Annotated in this window: 24 protein-coding genes; 12 read left to right on the forward strand and 12 right to left on the reverse strand. The window is 41.5% G+C overall.

Annotated elements, in window-relative coordinates; all coding sequences use genetic code 11:
- The first annotated feature begins 163 nt into the window (after window positions 1–163).
- Window positions 164–1,711: a hypothetical protein gene (locus NKMY2_RS10200; protein ID WP_052347487.1), complete on the forward strand. Its 1,548-nt coding sequence runs from the start codon at window positions 164–166 to the stop codon at window positions 1,709–1,711.
- Window positions 1,712–1,797: 86 nt separating this feature from the next.
- On the opposite strand, the gene NKMY2_RS03380 is transcribed toward NKMY2_RS10200, so the two are convergent.
- Window positions 1,798–2,964 (reverse strand): cation:proton antiporter, encoded by a 1,167-nt coding sequence (locus NKMY2_RS03380; RefSeq protein WP_042684523.1) that lies wholly within the window; start codon window positions 2,962–2,964, stop codon window positions 1,798–1,800.
- Window positions 2,965–3,095: 131 nt separating this feature from the next.
- On the opposite strand from NKMY2_RS03380, the gene NKMY2_RS03385 reads away from it, so the two are divergent.
- Window positions 3,096–3,416, forward strand: a complete 321-nt coding sequence (locus NKMY2_RS03385; RefSeq protein ID WP_042684526.1) for a hypothetical protein — start codon at window positions 3,096–3,098, stop codon at window positions 3,414–3,416.
- Between the two features lie 54 nt (window positions 3,417–3,470).
- On the opposite strand, the gene NKMY2_RS03390 is transcribed toward NKMY2_RS03385, so the two are convergent.
- The 3 genes from NKMY2_RS03390 to asd all read right to left on the reverse strand — a co-directional run bounded on the left by NKMY2_RS03390 (window position 3,471) and on the right by asd (window position 6,080).
- Window positions 3,471–4,403, reverse strand: a complete 933-nt coding sequence (locus tag NKMY2_RS03390) for a heme o synthase (RefSeq protein WP_042684530.1) — start codon at window positions 4,401–4,403, stop codon at window positions 3,471–3,473.
- A gap of 51 nt (window positions 4,404–4,454) precedes the next feature.
- The gene (locus NKMY2_RS03395) at window positions 4,455–4,895 is read right to left on the reverse strand and encodes an Lrp/AsnC family transcriptional regulator (protein WP_042684533.1); all 441 of its coding nucleotides are present in this window, start codon (window positions 4,893–4,895) and stop codon (window positions 4,455–4,457) included.
- Window positions 4,896–4,985: 90 nt separating this feature from the next.
- The gene (gene asd / locus NKMY2_RS03400; RefSeq protein ID WP_042684535.1) at window positions 4,986–6,080 is read right to left on the reverse strand and encodes an aspartate-semialdehyde dehydrogenase; all 1,095 of its coding nucleotides are present in this window, start codon (window positions 6,078–6,080) and stop codon (window positions 4,986–4,988) included.
- Window positions 6,081–6,149: 69 nt separating this feature from the next.
- On the opposite strand from asd, the gene cobD reads away from it, so the two are divergent.
- Genes cobD through NKMY2_RS03425 form a run of 5 tightly spaced genes read left to right on the forward strand, consistent with a single transcriptional unit; the run spans window position 6,150 to window position 10,317 of the window.
- Entirely contained in the window at window positions 6,150–7,223 is a 1,074-nt protein-coding gene (gene cobD, locus NKMY2_RS03405) for a threonine-phosphate decarboxylase CobD (RefSeq protein ID WP_076613381.1), read from the forward strand.
- On the forward strand, window positions 7,220–8,056 hold the full coding sequence (locus NKMY2_RS03410) for a cobyric acid synthase (RefSeq protein ID WP_238549759.1): 837 nt from the start codon (window positions 7,220–7,222) through the stop codon (window positions 8,054–8,056). Before cobD ends, NKMY2_RS03410 begins: the two co-directional genes overlap by 4 nt.
- Window positions 8,053–9,021 carry a cobalamin biosynthesis protein gene (locus NKMY2_RS03415; RefSeq protein WP_042684537.1) on the forward strand — a complete coding sequence of 323 codons (969 nt, stop codon included), beginning with the start codon at window positions 8,053–8,055 and terminating at the stop codon, window positions 9,019–9,021. Before NKMY2_RS03410 ends, NKMY2_RS03415 begins: the two co-directional genes overlap by 4 nt.
- On the forward strand, window positions 9,014–9,739 hold the full coding sequence (gene cobS / locus NKMY2_RS03420) for an adenosylcobinamide-GDP ribazoletransferase (protein WP_042684540.1): 726 nt from the start codon (window positions 9,014–9,016) through the stop codon (window positions 9,737–9,739). Before NKMY2_RS03415 ends, cobS begins: the two co-directional genes overlap by 8 nt.
- Entirely contained in the window at window positions 9,736–10,317 is a 582-nt protein-coding gene (locus NKMY2_RS03425) for an NTP transferase domain-containing protein (RefSeq protein ID WP_042684542.1), read from the forward strand. The genes cobS and NKMY2_RS03425 overlap by 4 nt, the downstream gene beginning before the upstream one ends.
- Here NKMY2_RS03425 and NKMY2_RS03430 read toward each other — a convergent pair.
- Both NKMY2_RS03430 and NKMY2_RS03435 read right to left on the reverse strand, forming a co-directional pair.
- Window positions 10,300–10,497 carry a 30S ribosomal protein S27e gene (locus NKMY2_RS03430; RefSeq protein ID WP_042684546.1) on the reverse strand — a complete coding sequence of 66 codons (198 nt, stop codon included), beginning with the start codon at window positions 10,495–10,497 and terminating at the stop codon, window positions 10,300–10,302. The genes NKMY2_RS03425 and NKMY2_RS03430 overlap by 18 nt on opposite strands.
- Complete coding sequence (locus NKMY2_RS03435) at window positions 10,494–10,775, reverse strand: 50S ribosomal protein L44e (RefSeq protein WP_042684548.1); 282 nt, start codon at window positions 10,773–10,775, stop codon at window positions 10,494–10,496. The genes NKMY2_RS03430 and NKMY2_RS03435 overlap by 4 nt, the downstream gene beginning before the upstream one ends.
- Window positions 10,776–10,894: 119 nt before the next feature.
- On the opposite strand from NKMY2_RS03435, the gene NKMY2_RS03440 reads away from it, so the two are divergent.
- From NKMY2_RS03440 to NKMY2_RS03450, 3 genes are read left to right on the forward strand one after another with little or no spacing between them, the layout of a single operon-like run.
- The gene (locus NKMY2_RS03440; RefSeq protein WP_042684785.1) at window positions 10,895–12,613 is read left to right on the forward strand and encodes an adenine deaminase; all 1,719 of its coding nucleotides are present in this window, start codon (window positions 10,895–10,897) and stop codon (window positions 12,611–12,613) included.
- 39 nt (window positions 12,614–12,652) lie between these two features.
- Entirely contained in the window at window positions 12,653–14,248 is a 1,596-nt protein-coding gene (gene thsB, locus NKMY2_RS03445) for a thermosome subunit beta (RefSeq protein ID WP_042684550.1), read from the forward strand.
- A gap of 38 nt (window positions 14,249–14,286) precedes the next feature.
- On the forward strand, window positions 14,287–15,153 hold the full coding sequence (locus NKMY2_RS03450; RefSeq protein WP_042684551.1) for an ROK family protein: 867 nt from the start codon (window positions 14,287–14,289) through the stop codon (window positions 15,151–15,153).
- Here the strand turns inward: NKMY2_RS03450 and NKMY2_RS03455 are convergent.
- The 6 genes from NKMY2_RS03455 to NKMY2_RS03480 all read right to left on the reverse strand — a co-directional run bounded on the left by NKMY2_RS03455 (window position 15,150) and on the right by NKMY2_RS03480 (window position 19,483).
- On the reverse strand, window positions 15,150–15,410 hold the full coding sequence (locus NKMY2_RS03455) for a DUF2024 family protein (protein ID WP_042684554.1): 261 nt from the start codon (window positions 15,408–15,410) through the stop codon (window positions 15,150–15,152). The genes NKMY2_RS03450 and NKMY2_RS03455 overlap by 4 nt on opposite strands.
- Before the next feature lie 47 nt (window positions 15,411–15,457).
- Complete coding sequence (locus NKMY2_RS03460) at window positions 15,458–15,868, reverse strand: hypothetical protein (RefSeq protein WP_042684556.1); 411 nt, start codon at window positions 15,866–15,868, stop codon at window positions 15,458–15,460.
- 63 nt (window positions 15,869–15,931) lie between these two features.
- Window positions 15,932–16,387, reverse strand: a complete 456-nt coding sequence (locus tag NKMY2_RS03465; protein ID WP_157832434.1) for a hypothetical protein — start codon at window positions 16,385–16,387, stop codon at window positions 15,932–15,934.
- Between the two features lie 242 nt (window positions 16,388–16,629).
- On the reverse strand, window positions 16,630–18,153 hold the full coding sequence (guaA, locus tag NKMY2_RS03470; RefSeq protein WP_042684561.1) for a glutamine-hydrolyzing GMP synthase: 1,524 nt from the start codon (window positions 18,151–18,153) through the stop codon (window positions 16,630–16,632).
- A 4-nt stretch (window positions 18,154–18,157) separates the two neighbouring features.
- Complete coding sequence (locus NKMY2_RS03475; protein WP_042684562.1) at window positions 18,158–18,706, reverse strand: hypothetical protein; 549 nt, start codon at window positions 18,704–18,706, stop codon at window positions 18,158–18,160.
- Between the two features lie 42 nt (window positions 18,707–18,748).
- Entirely contained in the window at window positions 18,749–19,483 is a 735-nt protein-coding gene (locus NKMY2_RS03480; protein ID WP_042684564.1) for a 6-hydroxymethylpterin diphosphokinase MptE-like protein, read from the reverse strand.
- A gap of 36 nt (window positions 19,484–19,519) precedes the next feature.
- On the opposite strand from NKMY2_RS03480, the gene folP reads away from it, so the two are divergent.
- Together folP and guaB are read left to right on the forward strand one after the other, a co-directional pair.
- On the forward strand, window positions 19,520–20,386 hold the full coding sequence (gene folP, locus NKMY2_RS03485; RefSeq protein WP_042684566.1) for a dihydropteroate synthase: 867 nt from the start codon (window positions 19,520–19,522) through the stop codon (window positions 20,384–20,386).
- A gap of 31 nt (window positions 20,387–20,417) precedes the next feature.
- Complete coding sequence (gene guaB, locus NKMY2_RS03490; protein ID WP_042684569.1) at window positions 20,418–21,845, forward strand: IMP dehydrogenase; 1,428 nt, start codon at window positions 20,418–20,420, stop codon at window positions 21,843–21,845.
- Window positions 21,846–21,858: the final 13 nt, after the last annotated feature.

Genomic DNA, 21,858 nt, shown 5'->3' on the forward strand with positions numbered 1-21,858 from the left:
ACTGGCACGCGTGATTAGGTGTTGATCAGTAAGCATTGGTCTACCAGCCTTGTTGCTATTGGCATATCGTGATTTTTGTGCCAGTGACATCTATGAATAGCACAAGCAAACCGTCTAATTCAATCCCAATTCTTAAGTATCATATGCAAAATCGTTTGTTAAATTGAAAGAAATCGGTATACTCGTGGTGTTTTTGCTAGCAGGAGGAATATATCCGGCATTTGCTGATTACGTGGAGCCGACTGCACAAGAACAACAATTGTACAATCGGCTGCTTGCGGACTTTACAAAACTAAGCGTACAAAAAACGGATGTAAGCAAAGTACTGGAATCATTTTCAGCTCCCATCACAATATCATTTCCGTGCGATTCTGATGACCTTAACAGCTATGTTACTGCTGCCGTGAAAACAAAACTTGCAAAATTTGATAATAACCTAAGCCATGAGGGAACTACCACGGGCGGGATATATTCCTGGAAGTGTAGTATTACATCATCTGGTGGAAAAATAACAATTAGCTGTGAAAACGAATTAATGATAAACTCTGATGCCATATTGGCAAGTACTGAGAGGAACCAAAAAATAAAACAAGTTGAGGATCTGGTAATTTTGTATCATGAACTTCTTCACGGCCAGCTTATGATTGACGCGATGAACTCATCAGACACTTGGCACAACAATGTCTGCAATAAAACGCCGCAAGACGATCTTGATTACTCATATACTGATGCAAACCACAAGGTGATTACGCCGCTTCAGACAGAGTTTGCTACACAGCTAGTCAAAAACGCGGGGGGAGAAATGAAGATTGAAGAAGTAACTCCAGAAGAGACCGATTCTGGAACATTCATAAAAAAAATTGGCAGCCTGTACGACTATCCTGATTACGCAGCAAATGGAATAGAGGTCTCTGCAAGAGCATATAATATTATGAATATGAAAATCGCTTCAGAAAAAACCGACATCGTGCTTTCTGGTACACTTTCAAACACGACACAATCTGGAATTGTCTGGCTCTACATATTTGAAAATGTTAACGAAGAACCGCAAACAAAAATACAAACTATCAATGAAACCCCAAAAAAAGAATCGACAGAAATCCCTCCATGGGTAAAGAACAACGCAAAATGGTGGTCTGAGGGAACGATTGGTGATTCTGACTTTATTTTGGGAATAAAATTTCTAATAGAACACAACGTAATTGTAATTCCGCCGACTACACAAGGGCAATCCGGGCCACAGGAAGTTCCTTCCTGGGTAAAGAACAACGCAAAATGGTGGTCACAGGGGGCGATCACCGACTCTGATTTTGTTTCCGGCATCCAGTATTTGGTAAGAAATGGAATAATGCAAGTTGGTCCTACCGCAAATGTAGAATCAGTCCCAGTACAGTCAAATTCTACAAGCGGCATAATCCAAGTAAGCAGCGGAACCATTCAACTAAACAACTATTGGTTTGAAAAAACCCCCTACAAATCAATTCGCGTAGAGGTTTCAGGCGTGGTTGACGACTCAAAGACCGGGGCATATGTGATTCTGACGATAATCAAGCCTGATCAAACTTTTTTTGAGCTAAAGGGAATAGTCACAAAGAGTGGCGAATTTATCGTTCCGCTTATGCTTGACGCAAGTTCATTGGTTGGGCAGTACAAAGTTGTGGCCAAATACAACGCTGCAGAAATTGGTGCGGCCTCATTTAATGTGGAATAAAATCTAAATAAACTCCAAACACTCTGCGCATGAAATTCAAAATTGATCGAACTGCAGATGTGGTTCTGAATCCCTAAATTCGTATACTATTCGTATACTTCGACTATTTTTGTTCCCCTTTTGACAAGTATAACGCCTAGGAATGTGGTTATCACTACAACCATGCCGACTATGGGGAACAACATGTCGCTAATCACGTTAAGATCCTTTCCGGTCTTTAGTACAATAAATGAAAATTCTCCCAGCTGTGCCATGCTCAGTCCTATTCCAAACGCATACTGTCTTGACGTGGTAAATAACCTCATTCCAAAGTACACTGAAAATATTTTTCCAATTATCACCGCTGCCGTAATTATGACAACTGGGATCCAAAACGTGTCAATTTGGGTAAGATCCATTAGTGCGCCAATCGTGACAAAGAATATCGCAGTAAAGATCTCCTTTGTTGGAGTAATCAGAAGGGAAATGTCCTCTGAAAACTTTGATCCTGCTATTATCACCCCAGCTAAAAATGCGCCAGTGGCTGCCGAAAATCCAAGACTATATGTAAGAAATGACAGCCCAAAAGCAAGGCCTAAGGCAAATGTAATTGTGATCTCGTATCGCTCCAGCCTTGAAATCAAATTAAATATTTTTGGAACTATGAATATGCCAAGTGTCAGGGTCACGCCAAAGAACATGCCGATTTTTGCTAACGTCCACATTATTACCGGCAACTCCACTGAGCCAGTAATTACGGTGGAATGTATTGTACTTAGCATGACGATTGCAATTATGTCCTCGATCACTAGTATTCCTGTAAGTAAGAGTGCAGAAGTAGTCTCCATCTTGCCCGTATCTTCTAATACTTTGATGATTATCGCAGTGGAGCTAATTGACAGTGCTGCTGCCAAAAACATTGAATCGTAAAAATTCCATCCAAACGCGGCACCTATCGCAAATCCGATTCCAAGCATTGCCAAAACTTCGATTACTGCTATCGTGATTCCTATCTTTCCAACCCCTTTGAGATGTGAGAGCGGAAATGCCAGCCCTACGCCAAATAACAGCAGGACAATTGCAATATCTGAAAAGTTGTTTAGCATGTCCGTGTTCTTGATTAGGCCAAGCGGTCCAAAGGGACCAATTAACATGCCTGCTACCAGAAATCCCAAAATCAGGGGTTGTCTGAGGATGTAAGCAAGTGCTCCCACTGCCGCACATGTAATCAAAAGATAAGCTAAATCCCCTAAGAGCTCAATTCCTATGTTCAAATCTGATAGCAAAAAATGAGTTTAGTAATTGAGTTATCACGCTTATTGTCAAGATTACTTAGCTAAAATTGTAAATGCTTAGCTATGTTGCTAAACTGTTCTAATATGTCATTTAATCATTAGATAAGACGTTGAGCATATTAGAAAAAGATCGTGATCATTCAAAACAGTATACGTATGAGGATCAGATGAAAAAAGCACTTGTCTGCTTTACAATTGAGCAGACCTTGTTAGAAATAGGTGGAATGCGTATGTTGTCCGCAGTTGACAAGGTATTGGAACAAAAATACCAATGCAGAATTGTAGACTGCTATGAAAACCCACAGTTTTTTCATGAAACGATAAAGTACCTATTCCAAGACCTACACACAAACATAATTAAAAAAATCAACGATAGGTTGGAAGATTTCATTTACCCAAAACAAATCTTGGAGTTCATAGAGAAGTCTTGAAAATAATTATTCACTATCCTAATTGCGTTTTTCAGCTCAAACTCCAAAAACCGACTATCTGAACCCAGAGTCGACCATTAGTGCAATAAATAGCACAGAAAGATACGGACTGGAAAACTTGAAGAGCATCCACGACGCTTTTTCAGTTGGTTTTACAATGACCCAAAACGACAATAACAGCATCAGTACGCCTGATGCAATTGCAGTATACAGGTAGATCTCTTTCATTACTGGCTGCCCCGACTGCATAGTCAAAAAGAACGGAACAACGCTAAACAAAACCATCACTAACGTGCTAATTGCAATAACTCTGGCAGACGTTTTTTCAGATTGGACTGCGGTCAACATTGGAACATTTACCTTGTTGTAGTCGTCCTTAAAATGCAAAGTCAAGGCCCAAATGTGCATTGGAATCCAAATGAACACCAATCCTGCCATGACTAGTCCCAAGTCCCAAATCCCAGTAAGTGTTACAGCTGCATATCCAATCATTGCAGGAGCTCCGCCGCAAAATCCTCCAAGTATGATGTTTGTTCTGCTTCTTCGCTTTAGTGCATGAGAGTATACCAAAACATTGTTTGCCAAACCAAACGCCATGAAAATTCCAGCCCAGATGCCATTCCAAAATCCTACCGTATACGATAATGCAAATGCGCATACCAAGGAGATCCCAGCTAGAACAAGCCCAAAGTCGCGTGCCTTTTCAGGTGGCGAGATCCTTCCGCTTGGAATGGGGCGATTTTTAGTCCTCTCCATTATTGCGTCTATGTCCCGGTCGTGATAGTTAGTCAAGGTGTTGGCGGCAGCAGAACCTGCGGCTACTCCAAATATCATTAAACCCCAAGTGGCAGGTGATATTGGAATGTGGTACAAGTTTGATGCGGTAAGCGCTGCCCCAAACGCAGTAAACACTAGTAAATACCAGATCTTTGGCTTTGTAAGCTCGTAATACGTCTTGATTCTTGAACTAGTCTGAGCTTTTTGCATATTGTTTCCTCACCGAATCAAAATCACATCGAAAATTAAATGTAACATACCCTACGCTTCGTGGTTATAAGGCATATTTTTGGTCCTACGCTTCATTTCGATAAAGCTCTCAGAGGCCAAAACCCCCTGTATGCTGCCTAGCCCTTCTGATATCAGTTTGTGCATTTCTGCCAGATTCATCGCATACATTGTTACGATTATGTCAAACCTGCCTGTAACCTCGGAAATCTCCCTTACTCCCTTGATTTTGAATAATTCGTCAATTATGGTATCGCGGTATTTTGAATCCATGTTGATTCCGGTCATGGCCTTGACTGCATAGCCTAATTCCTTATCGTTTACAACAATCGTGAACCGCTCAATTAGGTTTCTTTTTGTGAGGCGCTTTATTCTGCTGTACACGACAGATGGATTTACCTTGATTTTTTCTGACAATTTTGGAATCGAAATCGATGCATCCTCGCTTAGCTCTGACAAAATGGTAAGATCCAATTCATCAACTTTTGCCGTTTAAAACACCCGTTTTGGTGAAATCTTTTCTGTTTAATAACGTTATGATCAAAAAATTTGAAAAAAATCTGATTAAAGCTTGCCTTTTTTGTATAACATTTCTGCAAGCAGCACTGCTCCTTTTGCAGAGCCCATTTTTTTGTTGTGTGAAAACAGCACATACTTGACTCCGTTCTCAAATATCTGATCCTCCTCTAATCTTCCCATCGAGGTTGTCATGCCGCCATCTAACTCTCTGTCAATTCTTGGCTGGGGTCTTGTTGGATCTTGGTGTACGACAAGATAGTCCTTTGGAGCAGATGGGAGTCCTATGACGCTGATATGATCAGAGAACTCATGAATTTTGTTTGTGACATCATCTAGCTTTGTTGGGACTGACGTCTCCACAAACACTGATTCTGTGTGGCCGTCAATTACTGGCACTCTTGTGCACGTGCAGCTTACCTTGATGTCTGCCGGTATGATTTTTCCATCCTTGATCTTGCCCAAAATCTTGGCAGTCTCAATTCTCACCTTTCCTTCCTCCTTTGGGATGTACGGGATTAGGTTATCGGTAACGTCCAAGGCAGAAACGCCAGGTGACCTTCCTGCGCCAGATATTGCCTGCATCGATGTCATAAAGACGCGCTTTGCCCCATAATTGTCATATAACGGCTTCATTGTTATGGCAAGACCAGTAGTGGTGCAGTTCGGAAGAGGCAAAACGTAGCCTTTCCAGTTGCGGTTTTTCCTCTGTGTTTCAATTAATTCAACCTGCTCGTCATTTATTCCAGGAATCAATATTGGCACATCCTCGTCATATCTATACGCAGAAGACGTGCTGACTACCGGAAGTTCCTTTGCGAACTTGGTCTCAATCTCTCTTGCCGCATCGCTTTCAACTGCGGAAAACACCAAGTCAAGCTCGTCTGTTTTTATCTGATCAATTGACACTACCATCATGTCTCGGACATATTGCGGAACTTCGCCACCCACCTGCCATTTTACTATGCCGGAATTTGGATCCCTTATCGCTTCTGTATACTTTTTGCCGGCAGATCTCTCAGACGCTGCAAGCTGTGTTACCTCAAACCACGGGTGATCCTTTAGTGAAACTATGAATTCTTGGCCGACTGCGCCGGTTGCACCTAAAATTGCTACTCTCTTCTTCACAAGGGAAATTTTCATGCGATCAATTAATAATTCTTTAGTGATAAAAACCGTAACAACTAAACCCGTGAGTACGTGTTTGTGTGTGTGAAGTTTGCCAAAAACATAGCAAGCCGTGTTCCAGTACTACACGGCGGTCCGTATTCAATTGAGAACCCAAATCCCACCCTTGTGGATTTTAGCTCAAACGTAAACCCGCTGGGGTTTCCGCCGCCTGTCAAAAAACTGCTAAAAACCGGCCTGCAAAAAATCCCGATATACCCTGATCCCAACTCGACAAACCTTAGAAAACGACTCTCAAAACACGTCAAAGTACCAGTTGATAATCTGATAATAGGAAACGGCGCAACTGAGATTATCTATAACTTCTGCCAGGCAGTAATAACTAAAAACACGCCAGTTCTGATTCCAATCCCAACATTTGGGGAATATGAGTCGGCAGTGGCTCTTCGTGGAGGGAAAATCGAGTTTTTCAAAACAATGAACTTGAATCATGATGTTTCTGATTTTATTAGACAGATTCCAAAAAATGGTTGCATTTTCATTTGTAATCCAAACAACCCAACTGGCACCGTTGTATCAAAAAACACAATGCTGCAGATTTTGCGCGCAGCAAAAAGCCGTTCCACAATGGTGTTTGTTGACGAATGCTTCATGGAACTAACACAAAATCCAAAAGAATCAGTAATTGATCATATGGGTATGGGAAACCTCTTTGTCTTACAATCACTCACAAAATCATTTGGCCTTGCAGGACTGCGAGTGGGATATGGAGTCGGAGACAGAAAAATGATATCTGTTTTACACAACATCAAGATCCCATGGAATGTTAGCGGCCTGTCGCAGGAAGCAGCAGTTCTCGCACTATCTGAGAAAAACTTTCTCTCAAGGACAAGAAATCTGATAAAAAAAGAACATGATTTTCTAAAGAATTCCATTTCAAAGATAAATGGTTTTTCCTGCTTTGACAGCTCAGCTAATTTTATTTTGATCAGGACAAAAACAAACTCAAAAACGCTACAAAAGAGACTCTTGAAAAAAAATATTCTGATTCGGGACTGTAGTACATTTCGCGGATTGGATGAGAGCTATATTCGAATAGCAATTAAAACACGCAAGGAAAACGCAAAACTGATTCTGGCACTGGAGGAATCAAAATGAGCCGTGTCCTGATGGTTCAGGGAACCTCGTCTGGTGCCGGAAAAACAACTCTTGTCACTGCTCTGTGCAGAATATTTGCAAATTCTGGATATCGTGTAGCCCCGTTCAAATCGCAAAACATGTCCAACTATTCGTATACTGGGGATGATTTCGAGATTTCCCAGGCTCAGGCAATCCAGGCAGTTGCATCAAGGGCTGAAATTTCGCCACACATGAACCCAATCCTCCTAAAGCCTCTTGGCAACTATCGCAGCTCAGTCTTGCTACAGGGAAAATTCTACAAGAAAATGACTGCGGACACTTACTACAAGAAATTTGCCCTAACTAAGGGATTTCAAATAGCGCTAGAATCACTTGCTATACTACAAAAAAAATACGACCTGATCATAATGGAAGGAGCGGGCTCTCCTGCGGAAATCAATTTGCAAAATTACGACATTGCAAACATGCTGCTTGCGGAAAAGACAAAATCGCCTGTTATCTTGGTGACTGATATAGAAAAGGGCGGTTCTTTTGCAAGCCTTGTTGGAACAATGTCTCTTTTATCAAAGCAGCACCAAGAACTGGTAAAGGGATTTGTAATAAACAAGTTCAGGGGAAACATAAACATACTGACGCCTGGATTCAAAAGACTAAAACAGATAACATCCAAATCCGTCCTCGGTGTAATTCCTCTAATTGAGATGGACCTCCCAAACGAGGATTCACTTGACAACAAGATCAAACTATTCAAAAAACAAAACACAAAAAAACTTGACAGCGAAATCGAAAGACTGGCAAAAACAATAAAGAAAAATCTTGATATCAAATCACTGGAGAGATTAATCCAATGATCCTTGTTTCAATTTTGGTTGCGTTTTCTGCATTGGCAATCGATCTTGTCTTTGGGGATCCAAAAAACAAATTTCATCCAACAGCCTGGATTGGTATCCTAATCGCAAGACTTGTTCCGCTTGCCAAAAACCAAAACCAAACAAGAGAAAAAATCGGCGGTGTCCTGATCACTGTTTCCATATCTGCACTTGTGGCAGGACTGTTATTTTCATATGATTATGTGGTACGAAATGTATCTGGTATTGTCCTAACCGTAATTGCTGTTTTGCTTGGCTCGTTATTGCTCAAAACTACAATTGCCATAAGGGGGCTGGAAAAACACGGCAACCTAGTCATGGAATCCATATCTAGGAACAATCTGGAGGAGGCACGCTCAAGGCTCTCGATGCTAGTCAAGCGTGACACGAAGGATTTGGATAGGAACCATGTCATTTCGGCCACACTTGAGAGCATAAGTGAGAACACCGTGGATGGCATAACTGGACCTCTATTCTACTTTGGAATGTTTGGTTTTCCAGGCGCATTTGTGTATAGGGCTATCAACACAATAGATTCTATGATTGGGTACAAGACTGCCCTGTTTAGAAACGTGGGATGGTTTGGCGCAAACTGCGACAAGATACTAAACTATCTGCCTGCAAGAATCACAGGACTAGTCATGATACTTGCTGCTGTTTTAGTAAAAGCAGACTGGAAGAACTCCCTGATCACAATGAGACGCGATGGCAAAAAAACGGAAAGCCCAAATGCCGGATACCCAATGGCGGCAATGGCAGGAGCGCTTGGAACCAGATTTGAAAAAATCAATCATTACACCTTGGGCAATGGTACAATAGAATTCAATGAAAGCCACTTCAAATCAGCTGTCTTATTGATGAAGATGACCGGAATTTTGTTTTGCATCCTAGTTACAGTTCCACTGATAGTTTTCTTATCGTATCTTGGCTGGTGGATTCATGTTTAGGCAGGTAGGCTCTGTGTTTTCGTTTTTGACAATAATTCCAATTGGACATTCAGATCTACAAACAATTGCAAAATACATGTACCTGTTTCCGATAGTTGGAATCGCGATAGGATTGATGGTGGGATCGGTGGCATACGGCCTGTCGTTTTTCTTAGAGCCACTAGTTGTCGGCCTTTTGATCACCGGGATACTTGCGCTGATCACCGGCATTCACCATACTGACGGCCTTTCTGATTTTGCAGACGGTCTGATGGTGCGTGGCACAAAGGAAAAAAAACTGCAGGTAATGCGTGACCCGTCGGTTGGTTCTGCAGGAATATTTGCAATTATCATATATGTGGCAGGAATGGTAATTGCACTTTCATCGATGAAAGGATTTGAGATATTTTATGCAATATTGATCGGAGAAATAGTAGCCAAGTTCTCAATGGTCCTGCTTTCTAGCCTTGGCCCGTCCGCATGGGAAGGCTCAAACTCTGCCTTTATCCAAAGCATGAAAGATAGAAAAAAACTAGCAATTGCAACAGCGATTACGGTCGGGTCTATCTTTGTTCTGGGGAATAATGCTGGATTTTTGGCCCTTGGCGTGGGAATTGCACTCACACTGATAATTCTTGCAGTATCTAGGCGAAGCTTTGGAGGAATATCAGGCGATATTCTGGGCGCGGCAAACGAAATCACAAGACTTTCATCTCTTCTTGTCTTTGTATCGGCATGATTGGACTTGTCATGGCAGGGGGCAAGGGAACACGCATGGATGCAAAAGAGGAAAAGCTCCTACTCCAATACAAAAAACCGGTCATTATTCACGTAATTGATGCGCTAAAAAATTCTAACTGTTTTTCAAAAATCATGGCTGCAACAAGTAATAATTCCCCAAATACGCAAAGCCTGCTTCAGAATAACGGAATTGAAATTATCAAAACAAAAGGCGACGGATATGTCTCTGATCTAAACACCGCGCTGTCCTGCCTGCAGGAGCCAACCATAGTGGTATCCGGTGACCTGCCGCTGCTTGATGGGGAGATAATCAAGGACTTGGTTGCAAGCTATGATGGTGGCGCCTGGCAGAGCTTTCTTGTCACGAAAAAATTCCTAGATAGTATGAACATGACATTGGAATTTTCAGTAAACCATGACAACAAAGAATGCTACTATACGGGAATATCAATCGTTGATCCAAAAAAAATCTCTTCTATGAATATGATCAAAGAAACCTATCGAATAATTGATGATAAAAGGCTGGCGTTAAATCTTAACACTAAACACGATTATGATTTACTCAAGGGAGCCTAACACAGTACCGAAAATCTTTGCAACGGATCCTGTTGGCTCTGCAATTGTGTTGCCGCATGACTTGCAAGTCACGACTGTAGTAACATGTGAGTACAAAACATTTTCAGCACTGCATTCTTTGCATTGTACCTTCTGGAACTTACTCTTTGGCTTTGGAATAGCAATGTGACCTCGTTTCATCGTGCAACCAACTCGAGTTTTCTTAATCTGATGCCCTTTTTATTAGATTTCTTTTTGCATTGCGGGCATGTGAAAATCAGCGTCTGTTTCTTTGTGGTCTTGGCAGGCTTGGCCAACTTTGGGAATTTCTGACCGCCGTACCCCATTTTGTCCTCATTGTGTCTTCTTTCGCCTATTGCAGAACCTCTTCTCTTTCCTGCCTTGTATAGGGCAACCTTCTGCAACGTGTGCGTTTTACACTTTGGACAATACCTGTTCATTTCCTTGGGTACGTTCATAGAAAACACCAACTTGGATGGTAATTTAAACATGGCTTTGAATCTATAATAAAGTCTAAAGCCAGACTGATTCCGTGACCAATCTTTCCTCAATGATTACAACTCTCAATGCAGTTGCCATGGGAGACAAAAAAGCAGACATGGTTTTCAAAAACTGCTCACTTGTAAATGTCTACACACGCGAAATTATTCCTCACACTCAAGTTGCCGTAATACGCGACAGAATTGCATACGTTGGCCCCGATGCATCTCACACGGCAGGGCAAAACACTGCAGTAATTGACCTTGAGGGAAAGTATCTCACGCCGGGATTTGCCGATCCTCACATTCACATTGATCAGTTCGTCATGCCGTCTGAGCTTGCAAAACAGTTGCTTCTTTGTGGAACAACGAGCTTGTTTTCTGATCCTATTGACATTGTAAGTGTGTGTGGTACCAGGGGGTTTTACGAGTTTGTCAGGGCATCTTCTGATTTGCCAATTCGCATATTCCATGTAGTGCCAGGGGGACTACCAGTTGACAGAAAATTCAGCCATGGAAAAACAATCAATCTGTCTGAAGAAAAGTCTGCCATCAAACTTGATTCAGTGGTGGGACTAGGAGAAGTGTTCTCTTGGACAAAGGTCACATCAAGGGATCCTACAACCATGAAAAAACTCTCAAGCATGCTTGAAAATGACTGCATAATTAACGGTCATACGGCTGGAGCGTCTGATAAAAAGCTAAACGCGTACATTTCATCTGGAATTCTCTCATGCCATGAGCCAATTGACTATGATCAGGTGATGGAAAGGCTACGACTCGGAATGTGGATAATGATGAGGGAGGGCTCTATCAGGCGTGATCTAAAAAACATAATCCCAAAAATTCTTGCAAGCAAACCCTATCTTAACAGATTGATGTTCTGTTCAGATGGGTTGGACCCTGTAGACATGACCAAATTTGGCCACATTGATCACTGCATACGGGAGTCAGTGCGGATTGGAATGGATGTAATTGACGCAATTACCATTGCATCCAAAAATTGCTTTGATTATTACAACATGGGAAAGGACTTGGGCGGAATCGCGCCAGGCAAGCTTGCGGACATGCTTGTCTTTGACGACCTTGAGAAAATAAAGCCAAAGCGAGTATTTGTTGGTGGGAGACTTGTTGCATCAAATGGAAGCGTGGTGGCAAAAATAAGAAAGCCAAGTCTGCCAAAATGGATAACAAAAACGGTAAAAATTACAAAAAAATTCACAGAAAATGACTTTGCAATAAAAAGCAACAAGCCAAAAGTCTCTGTAAACGTAATTGAGATGGAGACTGAAATAATAACAAAGCTAAACACCGCAGAACTTGCCACAAATAACGGAAACATAATCCAATCAATGGAAAAGGATGTCTGGAAGGTCGCCGCCTTTGATAGGACATTTGGCTCAGCAAAACACACATTGGGATTCTTGAAAAATTTTGGCGCAGACGTCGGCGCATTTGCGTCCACCTGGAGCTTTCATGAAAATGACATGATAATAATTGGCTCAAGCGACAAGGACATGGCGTATGCTGCAAACCACCTGATAAAGTCCCAGGGGGGAATGGTTGCAGTAAAGGAAGGAAAAATCCTATCGTTTCTACCGTTGCAGGTTGGCGGAATAATATCTTCAAATCCCTTTGATGATGTCTTGGAAAGATTTGTCAAGCTAAACTCCACACTGATCGAGGGCGGTTGCGTATTCCAAAGGCCTCACCTCATACCGCTGTTTTTGCCGTTTCTTGCACTCCCGTCAATTAGAATTCTGTATAGTGGCATGATCGATGTCAAGAAAAGATCGTTTATTGACGTCTTTACCTAGAAAACTATTAAAAAAGGGTCAAACGAACTTTGTTCGTATATGGCTTCAATTCAACAAACTCCAAACGGTCCTGTTTTAGTATTAAAAGAAAGTGCACTTCAACAGAAAGGCAAGGATGCACAGAAAAATAATATCACCGCTGCAAAACTTGTGGCAGATCTAGTCCGCACAAGCCTTGGTCCAAGGGGACTAGACAAGATGCTAGTTGACTCTATTGGCGATGTCACCATAACAAACGACGGCGCTACAATTCTAAAGGAAATCGATGTCCAGCACCCGGCTGCAAAAATGATGGTAGAAATTGCAAAAACTGTCGATAATGAGGTCGGAGATGGTACCACCTCATCAGTTGTATTTGCAGGAGCTCTATTGGAAAAGGCAGAAGAGCTCCTGGCAAAAGACGTGCACGCATCAGTAATTATCGATGGTTATCAAGCTGCTCACGAAAAGGTACTTGAACTTTTATCACAGTTAGCAAAGAAAATCGATCCGACCGACGAGGAATCATTATTAAAAATAGCAACAACTAGCATGCAGTCAAAACTAATCTCAGAAGATAGCGGCGTGCTCTCAAAATTAGTAGTTGATGCGGTTTTGAGGGTTGCAGAAAAGAAAGGAGACAAGTACGTTGTTGACCTTGACAACATCAAGGTTGAAAAAAAGACAGGCGGCTCTATCCAAAATACAGAACTGGTAAAAGGAATAGTCCTTGACAAAGAAGTGGTTCACAGCGGCATGCCGACCAAAATAGAGGGTGCAAAAATAGCACTGCTAAACGCGGCACTAGAAGTTGAAAAAACGGAAATGAGTGCTGAAATTAGAATTACCGACCCGACCCAAATGCAAATGTTTCTAGAAGAAGAAAACAGGATGCTAAAATCCATGGTTGACAAGTTACAAAAAATCGGCGTAAACGTATTGATCTGCCAAAAAGGAATCGATGACATCGCACAACATTATTTGGCAAAGTATGGAATTTTGTCTGTAAGGCGAGTCAAAGAAAGCGACATGACAAAGCTTGGAAAGGCAACCGGCGGTAGAATCACAACAAACCTTGATGATATAACAGAAAAAGACTTGGGTCATGCAGACTTGGTGCACCAAAAGAAAGTAGAATCAGACAAGTGGGTATTTGTCGAGGGGTGCAAAAATCCAAAATCTGTCACAGTTCTCGTAAGGGGTGGCTCACAAAGAGTGGTAGACGAAGCAGACAGATCACTTCATGACGCACTCATGGTAGTAAAGGACGTAATTGAAAAGCCGGCAATTGTCGCAGGCGGGGGCTCGCCAGAGGCGTATCTGGCATCCCAGCTAAAGGAATGGTCAGATAATTTTGAGGGAAGAGAGCAACTTGCCATTCGAAAATATGCCGAGGCACTAGAAGTAATTCCACTTACAATTGCTGAAAATGCGGGAATGGATCCAATTGATACCATGACAAGCCTCAGGGCAAAGCAGAACAGCGGAAGAAAATGGGCAGGCATAAATGCTAAAGAAGGCAAAATTGATGACATGTTTGCACTAAATATTGTAGAACCAGTTGCCGTAAAGGAGCACATATCCAAATCTGCAACAGAAGCAGCGTGCATGATTCTCAGAATAGATGACGTGATTGCTGTTTCCGGCAAAAGGTAACTAAAAAACTTCAAAACATATCTCTGATATCACTCTGTGTGTACAAAGTTGGAATTGATCTGGGTGGAACCAAAATTGAGGGGATCTGCCTTGACGAAAAATCTCAGATAGTTGAACGAAAGCGGGTTCCGACAAACCAGCGAGAAGGCTATGACTCTATTCTAAACTCAATATCTGTTCTGGTATCTGACATTACAAAAAATATTCCAGACTATGCCATTGGGATATGCACGCCTGGCGCGATCTCAAAAAAGACAGGCATGATCAAAAACAGCAATACCCAGTGTCTTATCGGAATGCCTTTGAAAAATGATCTAGAAAAAATACTGGGGAAAAAAATAGCAATGGAAAATGACGCAAACTGCTTTGCGATGGCAGAGGCAACCATGGGCGCTGCAGCCGGATACTCTGTGGTATTTGGAGTGATAATGGGAACCGGCGTTGGCGGCGGAATCATAGTTGATGGAAAAATACACAGAGGAAGAACAAACATTGCTGGGGAATGGGGGCATCACACGTTACATCAAAATGGCAACAAGTGTTACTGCGGAAAATCAGGCTGCGTTGAGACCTATATCAGCGGCCCTGCCTTGGAAAAAAGATGGTTCGAAATAACAGGAAGGAAAGAACCGCTTACAACAATAGTTCAAAACCTTGATGGCACTGATGGCAAGATGTGGAAAAAAGAATTTCTTGATAACTTTGGAGTCGGACTTGCAAACGTAATTGACATCTTAGATCCTGATGCCATAGTGCTTGGCGGCGGCATATCAAATATCGATTTTCTGTACACTGACGGGCGTGATTCCGTATATGATAAGGTGTTTAGTGATTTGGTGGATACTCCGATTCTCAAAAACAAGCTTGGCGATTCTGCTGGCGTATTTGGCGCAGCACTGCTCTAGGATGGGCAGCCTTCCATCTTTTGGATGTAAAAGCCGTTTGTCATAATTTCAATTTCAATTTCGTCTGGGACGCTTTCAGAATGGCAAAAATGACACTCTTCCGTCGTGATTTTGGCGTCTTGCTCACCTATTGAGGATAGCCATTTTTTTGCATACTCGACTGCCTTTTGATTGTCTTTGGAATCCGTGATCACGTCAAAATGAATCGTATGTCCGTCTTTTGCCTTTACGTACGTGTCAAAGACATGAACTTTCATAACAATGCTTGAACTCGTCTATTTTTATTTTTTATTGGACGGTAAAATTAAAAATTCTCATAGGCGTAATACGTCATCTGTTTTACTTTATCCAACAACAAACTACACGTTCTTTTGACTTCCTCAGAATTCTCTTTAAAAGTAGCCTCCTTAGTGCTATCTTTTAATAAAAAGTCAAACATTGCATCGTCTTTGATTCTCCGGTATTCCTTTTCGTACCATATTAGAAAATTGATTGCCTCTATTTTTCCGAGTTTTTTTGCGCTTTTCTTGAATTTTCCCAAGCTTATGTGTTTTAATTTGAAATCAAATTTTGTATTGTATTCATCAAGAAGGTGCGTAAATATGTCATGTATGGTATTTGCAAAAAGATTTAGATCTGATTGGAATTCTGCAGTATTTGATCCCAATCTATTGAGAATGATTTCTGCCTCATTAATTTTTCTTATCGCCGTCATGTGTCTAATCCATACGCTAAAATCATAAAATTATTACTAATTACGTATTATTCGCATTTAGTTCTAGGGTTTGTTTAATATTACTATTTTTAGATCAATCTCTGCTTTTTCCACGGCTTTTTCAGCATCTTCTGCTGCCTGTTGTTTTGTACTGTTTGTACTATCTCTGAGCAATGCTCTGTTTGCTAGGTTAAGATCTTCTTTTGCCTGTTTTAAAGTTGCTTTTGCCTCGCTTAGCGCAGTTGCATAAGCTGCATTTATTGCGTCAACTTCTGCCTGCGTCTTTGCAGACGATTTTGTCTTACTGACCGTGTTGGCTGTGGCAGAAGAATCGATTTCTTTTTTCTCTTCTTCATAATCCTCAGTCTGACTGGTTCTTTCTTTTTTCAATAATTCTGCCTCTCTTTCGGCTGCCTTTTTTCTTGCTTCACTATATTTTCCCTCTGCTGATGAAACGACTTGAGATAACAACATTGCACCTGCAAAAATCACAAATGCCGTCAAGAATACTCGTTTCATTTATTCTTGACACCTACAATATGGTCTATTGCTGACAAACCTGTCACCCATAACATCATACTATAACTTTTGAGATATTTTCTATATGCGTTTGTTCATTTGGTTTAAACGATCAAATTTATCAAAACCTTAAAACTAGTTGTAAATACATTTTATGCTTCTGGCATAACGTGATTGGAAAAGTAATTCACGTATATTTTTTAGATATAGTATTCATATAGTTTTTCAAATGGTTGCCTATTTTATTGCGGTTCAATAGTGGCAGGCGGCTTACTTGATATCACATAGGAAACCCATGTCACTTCATCGATTTCATTTGTTATTCGGTTGCTAATTTTTGCCAGCAAATCATGCGGCAGTCTTGTCCAATCTGCAGTCATTGCGTCAATTGACTCAACTACTCTGATCATCACAATATTTCCGTATTTTCTTTCATCGCCTACAACACCTACTGCCTTGTCGTCTCCCACTGCCGCATACGCCTGCCAGATCTTGTCGTACCAGCCTGCTGCTTCCAACTCATCCTCTACTATTTTACTTGCAACTTTGGCAATCTCTAATTTCTTTTCCGTGACTTCGCCGATTATTCTTACTGCAAGGCCGGGTCCTGGAAATGGATGTCGAGAAAGCAATTTCTTTGAAACCCCAAGTATTGCGGCGACCTTTCTAACTTCGTCTTTGTACAGATCGCGCAACGGCTCGAGTATTTGAAGGTCTAGCCAGTCAGGCAAACCGCCAACGTTGTGGTGAGTTTTGATTATGGCGGCAGGTCCCTTTGAGACTCCGCTTTCTATGACATCTGGGTATAACGTTCCCTGTGCAAGCCATTTGAAAGGCCCGTTTTTCTCTGCAAACTCTGTAAAAATTTTTACAAATTCCTCGCCTACGATTTTTCTTTTTCTCTCAGGATCTGTCACTCCTCTAAGCTTGTCTAAAAACTGCTTTTTTGCATTGATTGCAGTAAAGTTGACGGAAAAATTATCCTTGAACATTTTTTCTATTTCGTATTCCTCATCTAATCTAAGCAGCCCGTTGTCCACAAAGACGCACTTTAGCCTGTCTCCTATTGCTCTGTGAATTAAAAGCGCGGCAACAGTTGAATCAATCCCACCACTTACTCCGCACAGAACGTTGCCGTCAATTTTCGAAATATCATTCACCGTTTTTTCAACAAAGCTTTCCATTGTCCAGTCCTGTTTTGCATGGCAAATATTTAGAACAAAGTTTTTGAGAATCTGGACGCCTCTTTCCGTGTGAACCACCTCGGGATGAAATTGAATGCCGTACACTAATTCTTGCGTGTTTGCAATGGCAGCTGCTTGTGAGCGTTCCGTGTGTCCGATTATTTGAAAATTATCTGGAATTTTTTCCGCCTCGTCTCCATGACTCATCCACGCCCTAAGGGAATCGCCAATTCCGCCAAGTAAATCCGAATTGTTGTCTATTGTGAGTACCGAATGCCCATATTCTTTGTTTGCGCGCTTTACCTTTCCACCAAAGTTGTCAACTATCAGCTGATGGCCATAACAAATTCCAAGAAGTGGCAACTTCATTTGAAAAATTGCCGTGTCTGGTTTTGGCGCATCCTTGTTGTATACGCTTGATGGCCCGCCGGAAAATATCACTCCTTTTGGGTTCATCTCCCTTAATTTGTCAATTGAAATATCATATGGCACAAGTTCCGCATAGACTGAAAACTCTCGAATTCGTCTGCAGATCAAGTGGCTGTATTGAGAGCCAAAATCCAGCACTACTATTCTATCCATCGTATCACTTTGAATTTTCTATCATTTTTGAAAATGACCATGCGGCTGTGTTTACTATCTCGTTGACTCTTTCCTTCTGACGATAATTTTTGATTATTATTTCGCGCAACAATGTGCCGTCTTTGTTCACCATGCAGTCTATTATGGCGTTCTCCCTAATGTCGCCTTTTTCAAATTCTGCGACGTCCTTTCTTTTCATCTCGCCTATTATTCTTTCTAGGAAAAACGACTTGAACGGGTGCGAGTCTTCTTTGAGCTCAATTCCGTCTTCTACTACAATTGATACCTGCTCTGGAGTGACGTACGCGTTTGCTATCAGAGAGCCATCAGTATTTTTTTTCAGTGGAATTGTATAATCCATGGATTTTGGCTTTGGTTCGGAAGTATCCCTTAGCGAGGACGCTTTTGTAAAACTCTGCTGTTTTAGTACGGAATTTATCAAAACTAGGTTTCTCTCAAGGATTTCAATTTCCTCTCTGTGTTTTTCTATTTGAGCAGAAATACGATCTCTGAGTTCAAGCGCGTCCTTTACCTGCTCTTCTGAGAACTCCATAATTGACCTGACGTGTTAACGGTATTAAAATGCATTCAAGCATCAGAAACTGATCTCAAGATTTCTATACGTTATTTTCTTGAATCCCCTGATTGGTTTTGACAGTGTAAAGAATTCTGATTTGCTTTTTGTGGCTAGCCATTCTAAAAGTGCCTTGCCGCGCTTGAGCTTTTTTCTTTTGGTTTTTTTATCTACCGTATTTGTTTTCGAATATTTTCCTATTCTTGTTCCAAAATCCATTCCGAACAGAACTATTTTTTTTGCACCAAAATGGCTTGCCAAAAACACGCATCTGTCCCCATCGGTAAAGCCTCCAAAATTACAAACCTTTCCAATTTCTTTTGTCTGGGTCGTACCGACGCAGTTTTTGAAGTTTCTTACAAAATCTAATCTGTCTGCATTGTCCCCATGTGCGTGGACCACAAACACGGTGTTTGTTTTTTTAATTTTTTTTAGTGATTCCAAGTCTCCATCAAGATCAGTTACGACTATTTTTGGCCTAATTCCGTTTTGAATCAGAAGGGTTACTGCCCCATCAGCACATATGGTGATTGCGCCTTTGTGTTTTTTTAGCGCATCAATTGATGATTGCAGTGATGGGCCTGCACCAATGACAAAAACCGTCTTTCCACAAATCATTTTTTTCAGTCTAGTTAGAGAAAATCTCTTTTTTATGATAGAATCAAGTAAAACCGCAGCGTACAGGTCGTCTTTTTTACTGTAACCAAATTCTCGTGCTATCTGCTCGTATTTAGAATTCCAGCCTGAGATCGTCAATTAACTCTAAAATTAGCATGCTTTATCATAAATCATATGAATAAACTAGGCCCGGTAAACGTAGGTGGCACAAGTCCTGTAAGAATAATGGGCATACTAAACACAAGCCCCGAATCATTCTATAAAAAATCTATCAAAAAAGGCAAAGAAATCGCACGCGCAGTACAACAAATGGAACAAGACGGAGCAGATTTTGTTGATGTTGGCGCCATGTCGACTGCACCATACCTTACAACCTTGGTGTCAGAAAAACAAGAAATCAAAAGAATAACTGATGCGGTAAAACAAATCCAAAATGCATCAAACCTGCCAATCTCTATTGATACTTGCAGATCTGGCGTGGCAAAGGCTGCACTTGATCTTGGCGCAGATATCATTAACGATGTAACTGGCCTAAAATACGACAAGGAAATGATAAACACAATTGCAAAGACCCAGCCCTCACTTGTCTTGTGCGCATATGGCAAAAAACCACTCAGAGGCAACCTTGTTGCACAAACAAAGTTGCTTCTAAAAGAAAGCATAACGCTTGCAAAATCCGCAGGCATTCCAACAAAAAAAATAACACTTGATCCCGCAGTCGGATTTTTTAGAAAAACTGGAAAAAATCCGTTTTATACCAAGATAAATTCAGACTGGTACAAAAGAGATCTGGAGATTTTACAAAACCTCCGCTTTTTGAAATCAAATTTTCCAATTCTTGTTTCGGTCTCAAACAAGTCATTTATTGGGAAGGTTCTTGACAGGCAAGATCCGTCTGATCGTATCTTTGGCTCCATTGCAGCTGAAGTAATCTCTGTCCTAAATGGCGCAGACATAATACGAACGCACAATGTAAGACAAACAAAAGACGCAATAACAATTGCAGAAAAGTTTTCAAGGAAATTCAAGAAAGGCTTATAACGCATTCCACTTCTCCTTCCTAAGGGTTTACTTGGAAATAAGAGAAGGATTAACTTTTGACGACGTTCTTCTTGTGCCAAAATATTCTAACATTACCACAAGATCACAGACCGATCTTAAAACAAAACTCTCAAAAAATATCTCGCTTAACATTCCGCTGATTTCGGCAAACATGGATACTGTCACAGAATCCGCAATGGCGTCTGCCATGGCAAGGGAGGGAGGAATTGGAATAATTCACAGATTTCTGACAGTTGAAGAGGAGGTGGAGGAAGTTCTCAAGGTAAAGAGATCAGCCTCTATTATCATAGAAAACCCATACGTTGTCAGCCCAGATCAGTCGATTCGAGACGCAATCGCATACATGACTGAAAAAGGGGTTTCAGGCCTTTTGGTTGTAAGTGATTCAAAGCTTGTTGGCATACTGACAGGACGTGACGTCATGTTTGAATCCGAGTCAAACCGTCTAGTCAAGGATGTGATGACAAGGGACGTCATAACTGCAAAGCCTGGGATCTCTTTGGTTGAGGCAAAAGAGGCGCTCAGAAAACACCGAATAGAAAAGCTTCCGCTGATAGATGATGCCGGATCAGTCAGGGGACTCATAACCAGCAAAGATATCACACACAATGAGAATTATCCAAACGCGTCAAAGGACAAAAAGGGAAGACCTCTGGTGGGCGCAGCAGTTGGCGTAAAAGGTGACTTTATGGAAAGAACCGAGGCATTACTTGAGGCAGATGCCGATGTCATTGTGGTGGACATAGCACACGGTCATAGTGAAAACGCAATCAATACCGTAAGACTGATCAAAAAGGCATTTCCAAACTGTGAACTAATTGCAGGAAATGTCGCAACTGCAAGGGGCACTGAGGATTTGATAAAGGCAGGAGTTGATGCAGTAAAAGTTGGCGTCGGTTCTGGCTCCATTTGCATTACACGAGTAATCACCGGATCTGGCGTACCGCAGCTGAGTGCTGTATATGACTGTGCAGAGATGGGCAAAAAACACGGCATCCCAATAATTTCAGATGGCGGCACAAGAACCTCCGGTGATGTCACAAAGGCATTGGCTGCTGGCGCGTCAACTGTCATGATAGGAAGTCTTTTTGGGGGAACAGATGAGAGCCCCGGCTCATATGTGATGAAAAACGGAAAACGATACAAAATCTACAGGGGCATGGCCTCGTTTATGGCAACACTTGGGAGAAAAACAAAGGAGGCAGGAAATGCAGCAAACGATGACTTGAATGATTATGTGGCGGAGGGAGTAGAAGCAATGGTACCATACAAAGGAAGCGTTGCTGACATCATAACGCAGCTTACCGGCGGAGTGCGCTCAGGTCTTAGCTATTGCGGTGCAAACACCATACCGCAGATGCAAGAAAATGCCGAATTTATTAAAATGTCCCGTGCCGGGTTTGCAGAAAGCCAGCCGCACGACGTGGATTTAATGTAAGTTTTTAATGTCA

Origin of the sequence: Candidatus Nitrosotenuis chungbukensis (genome assembly GCF_000685395.1) — an archaeon.
Classification (GTDB): Archaea; Thermoproteota; Nitrososphaeria; order Nitrososphaerales; family Nitrosopumilaceae; genus Nitrosotenuis; species Nitrosotenuis chungbukensis.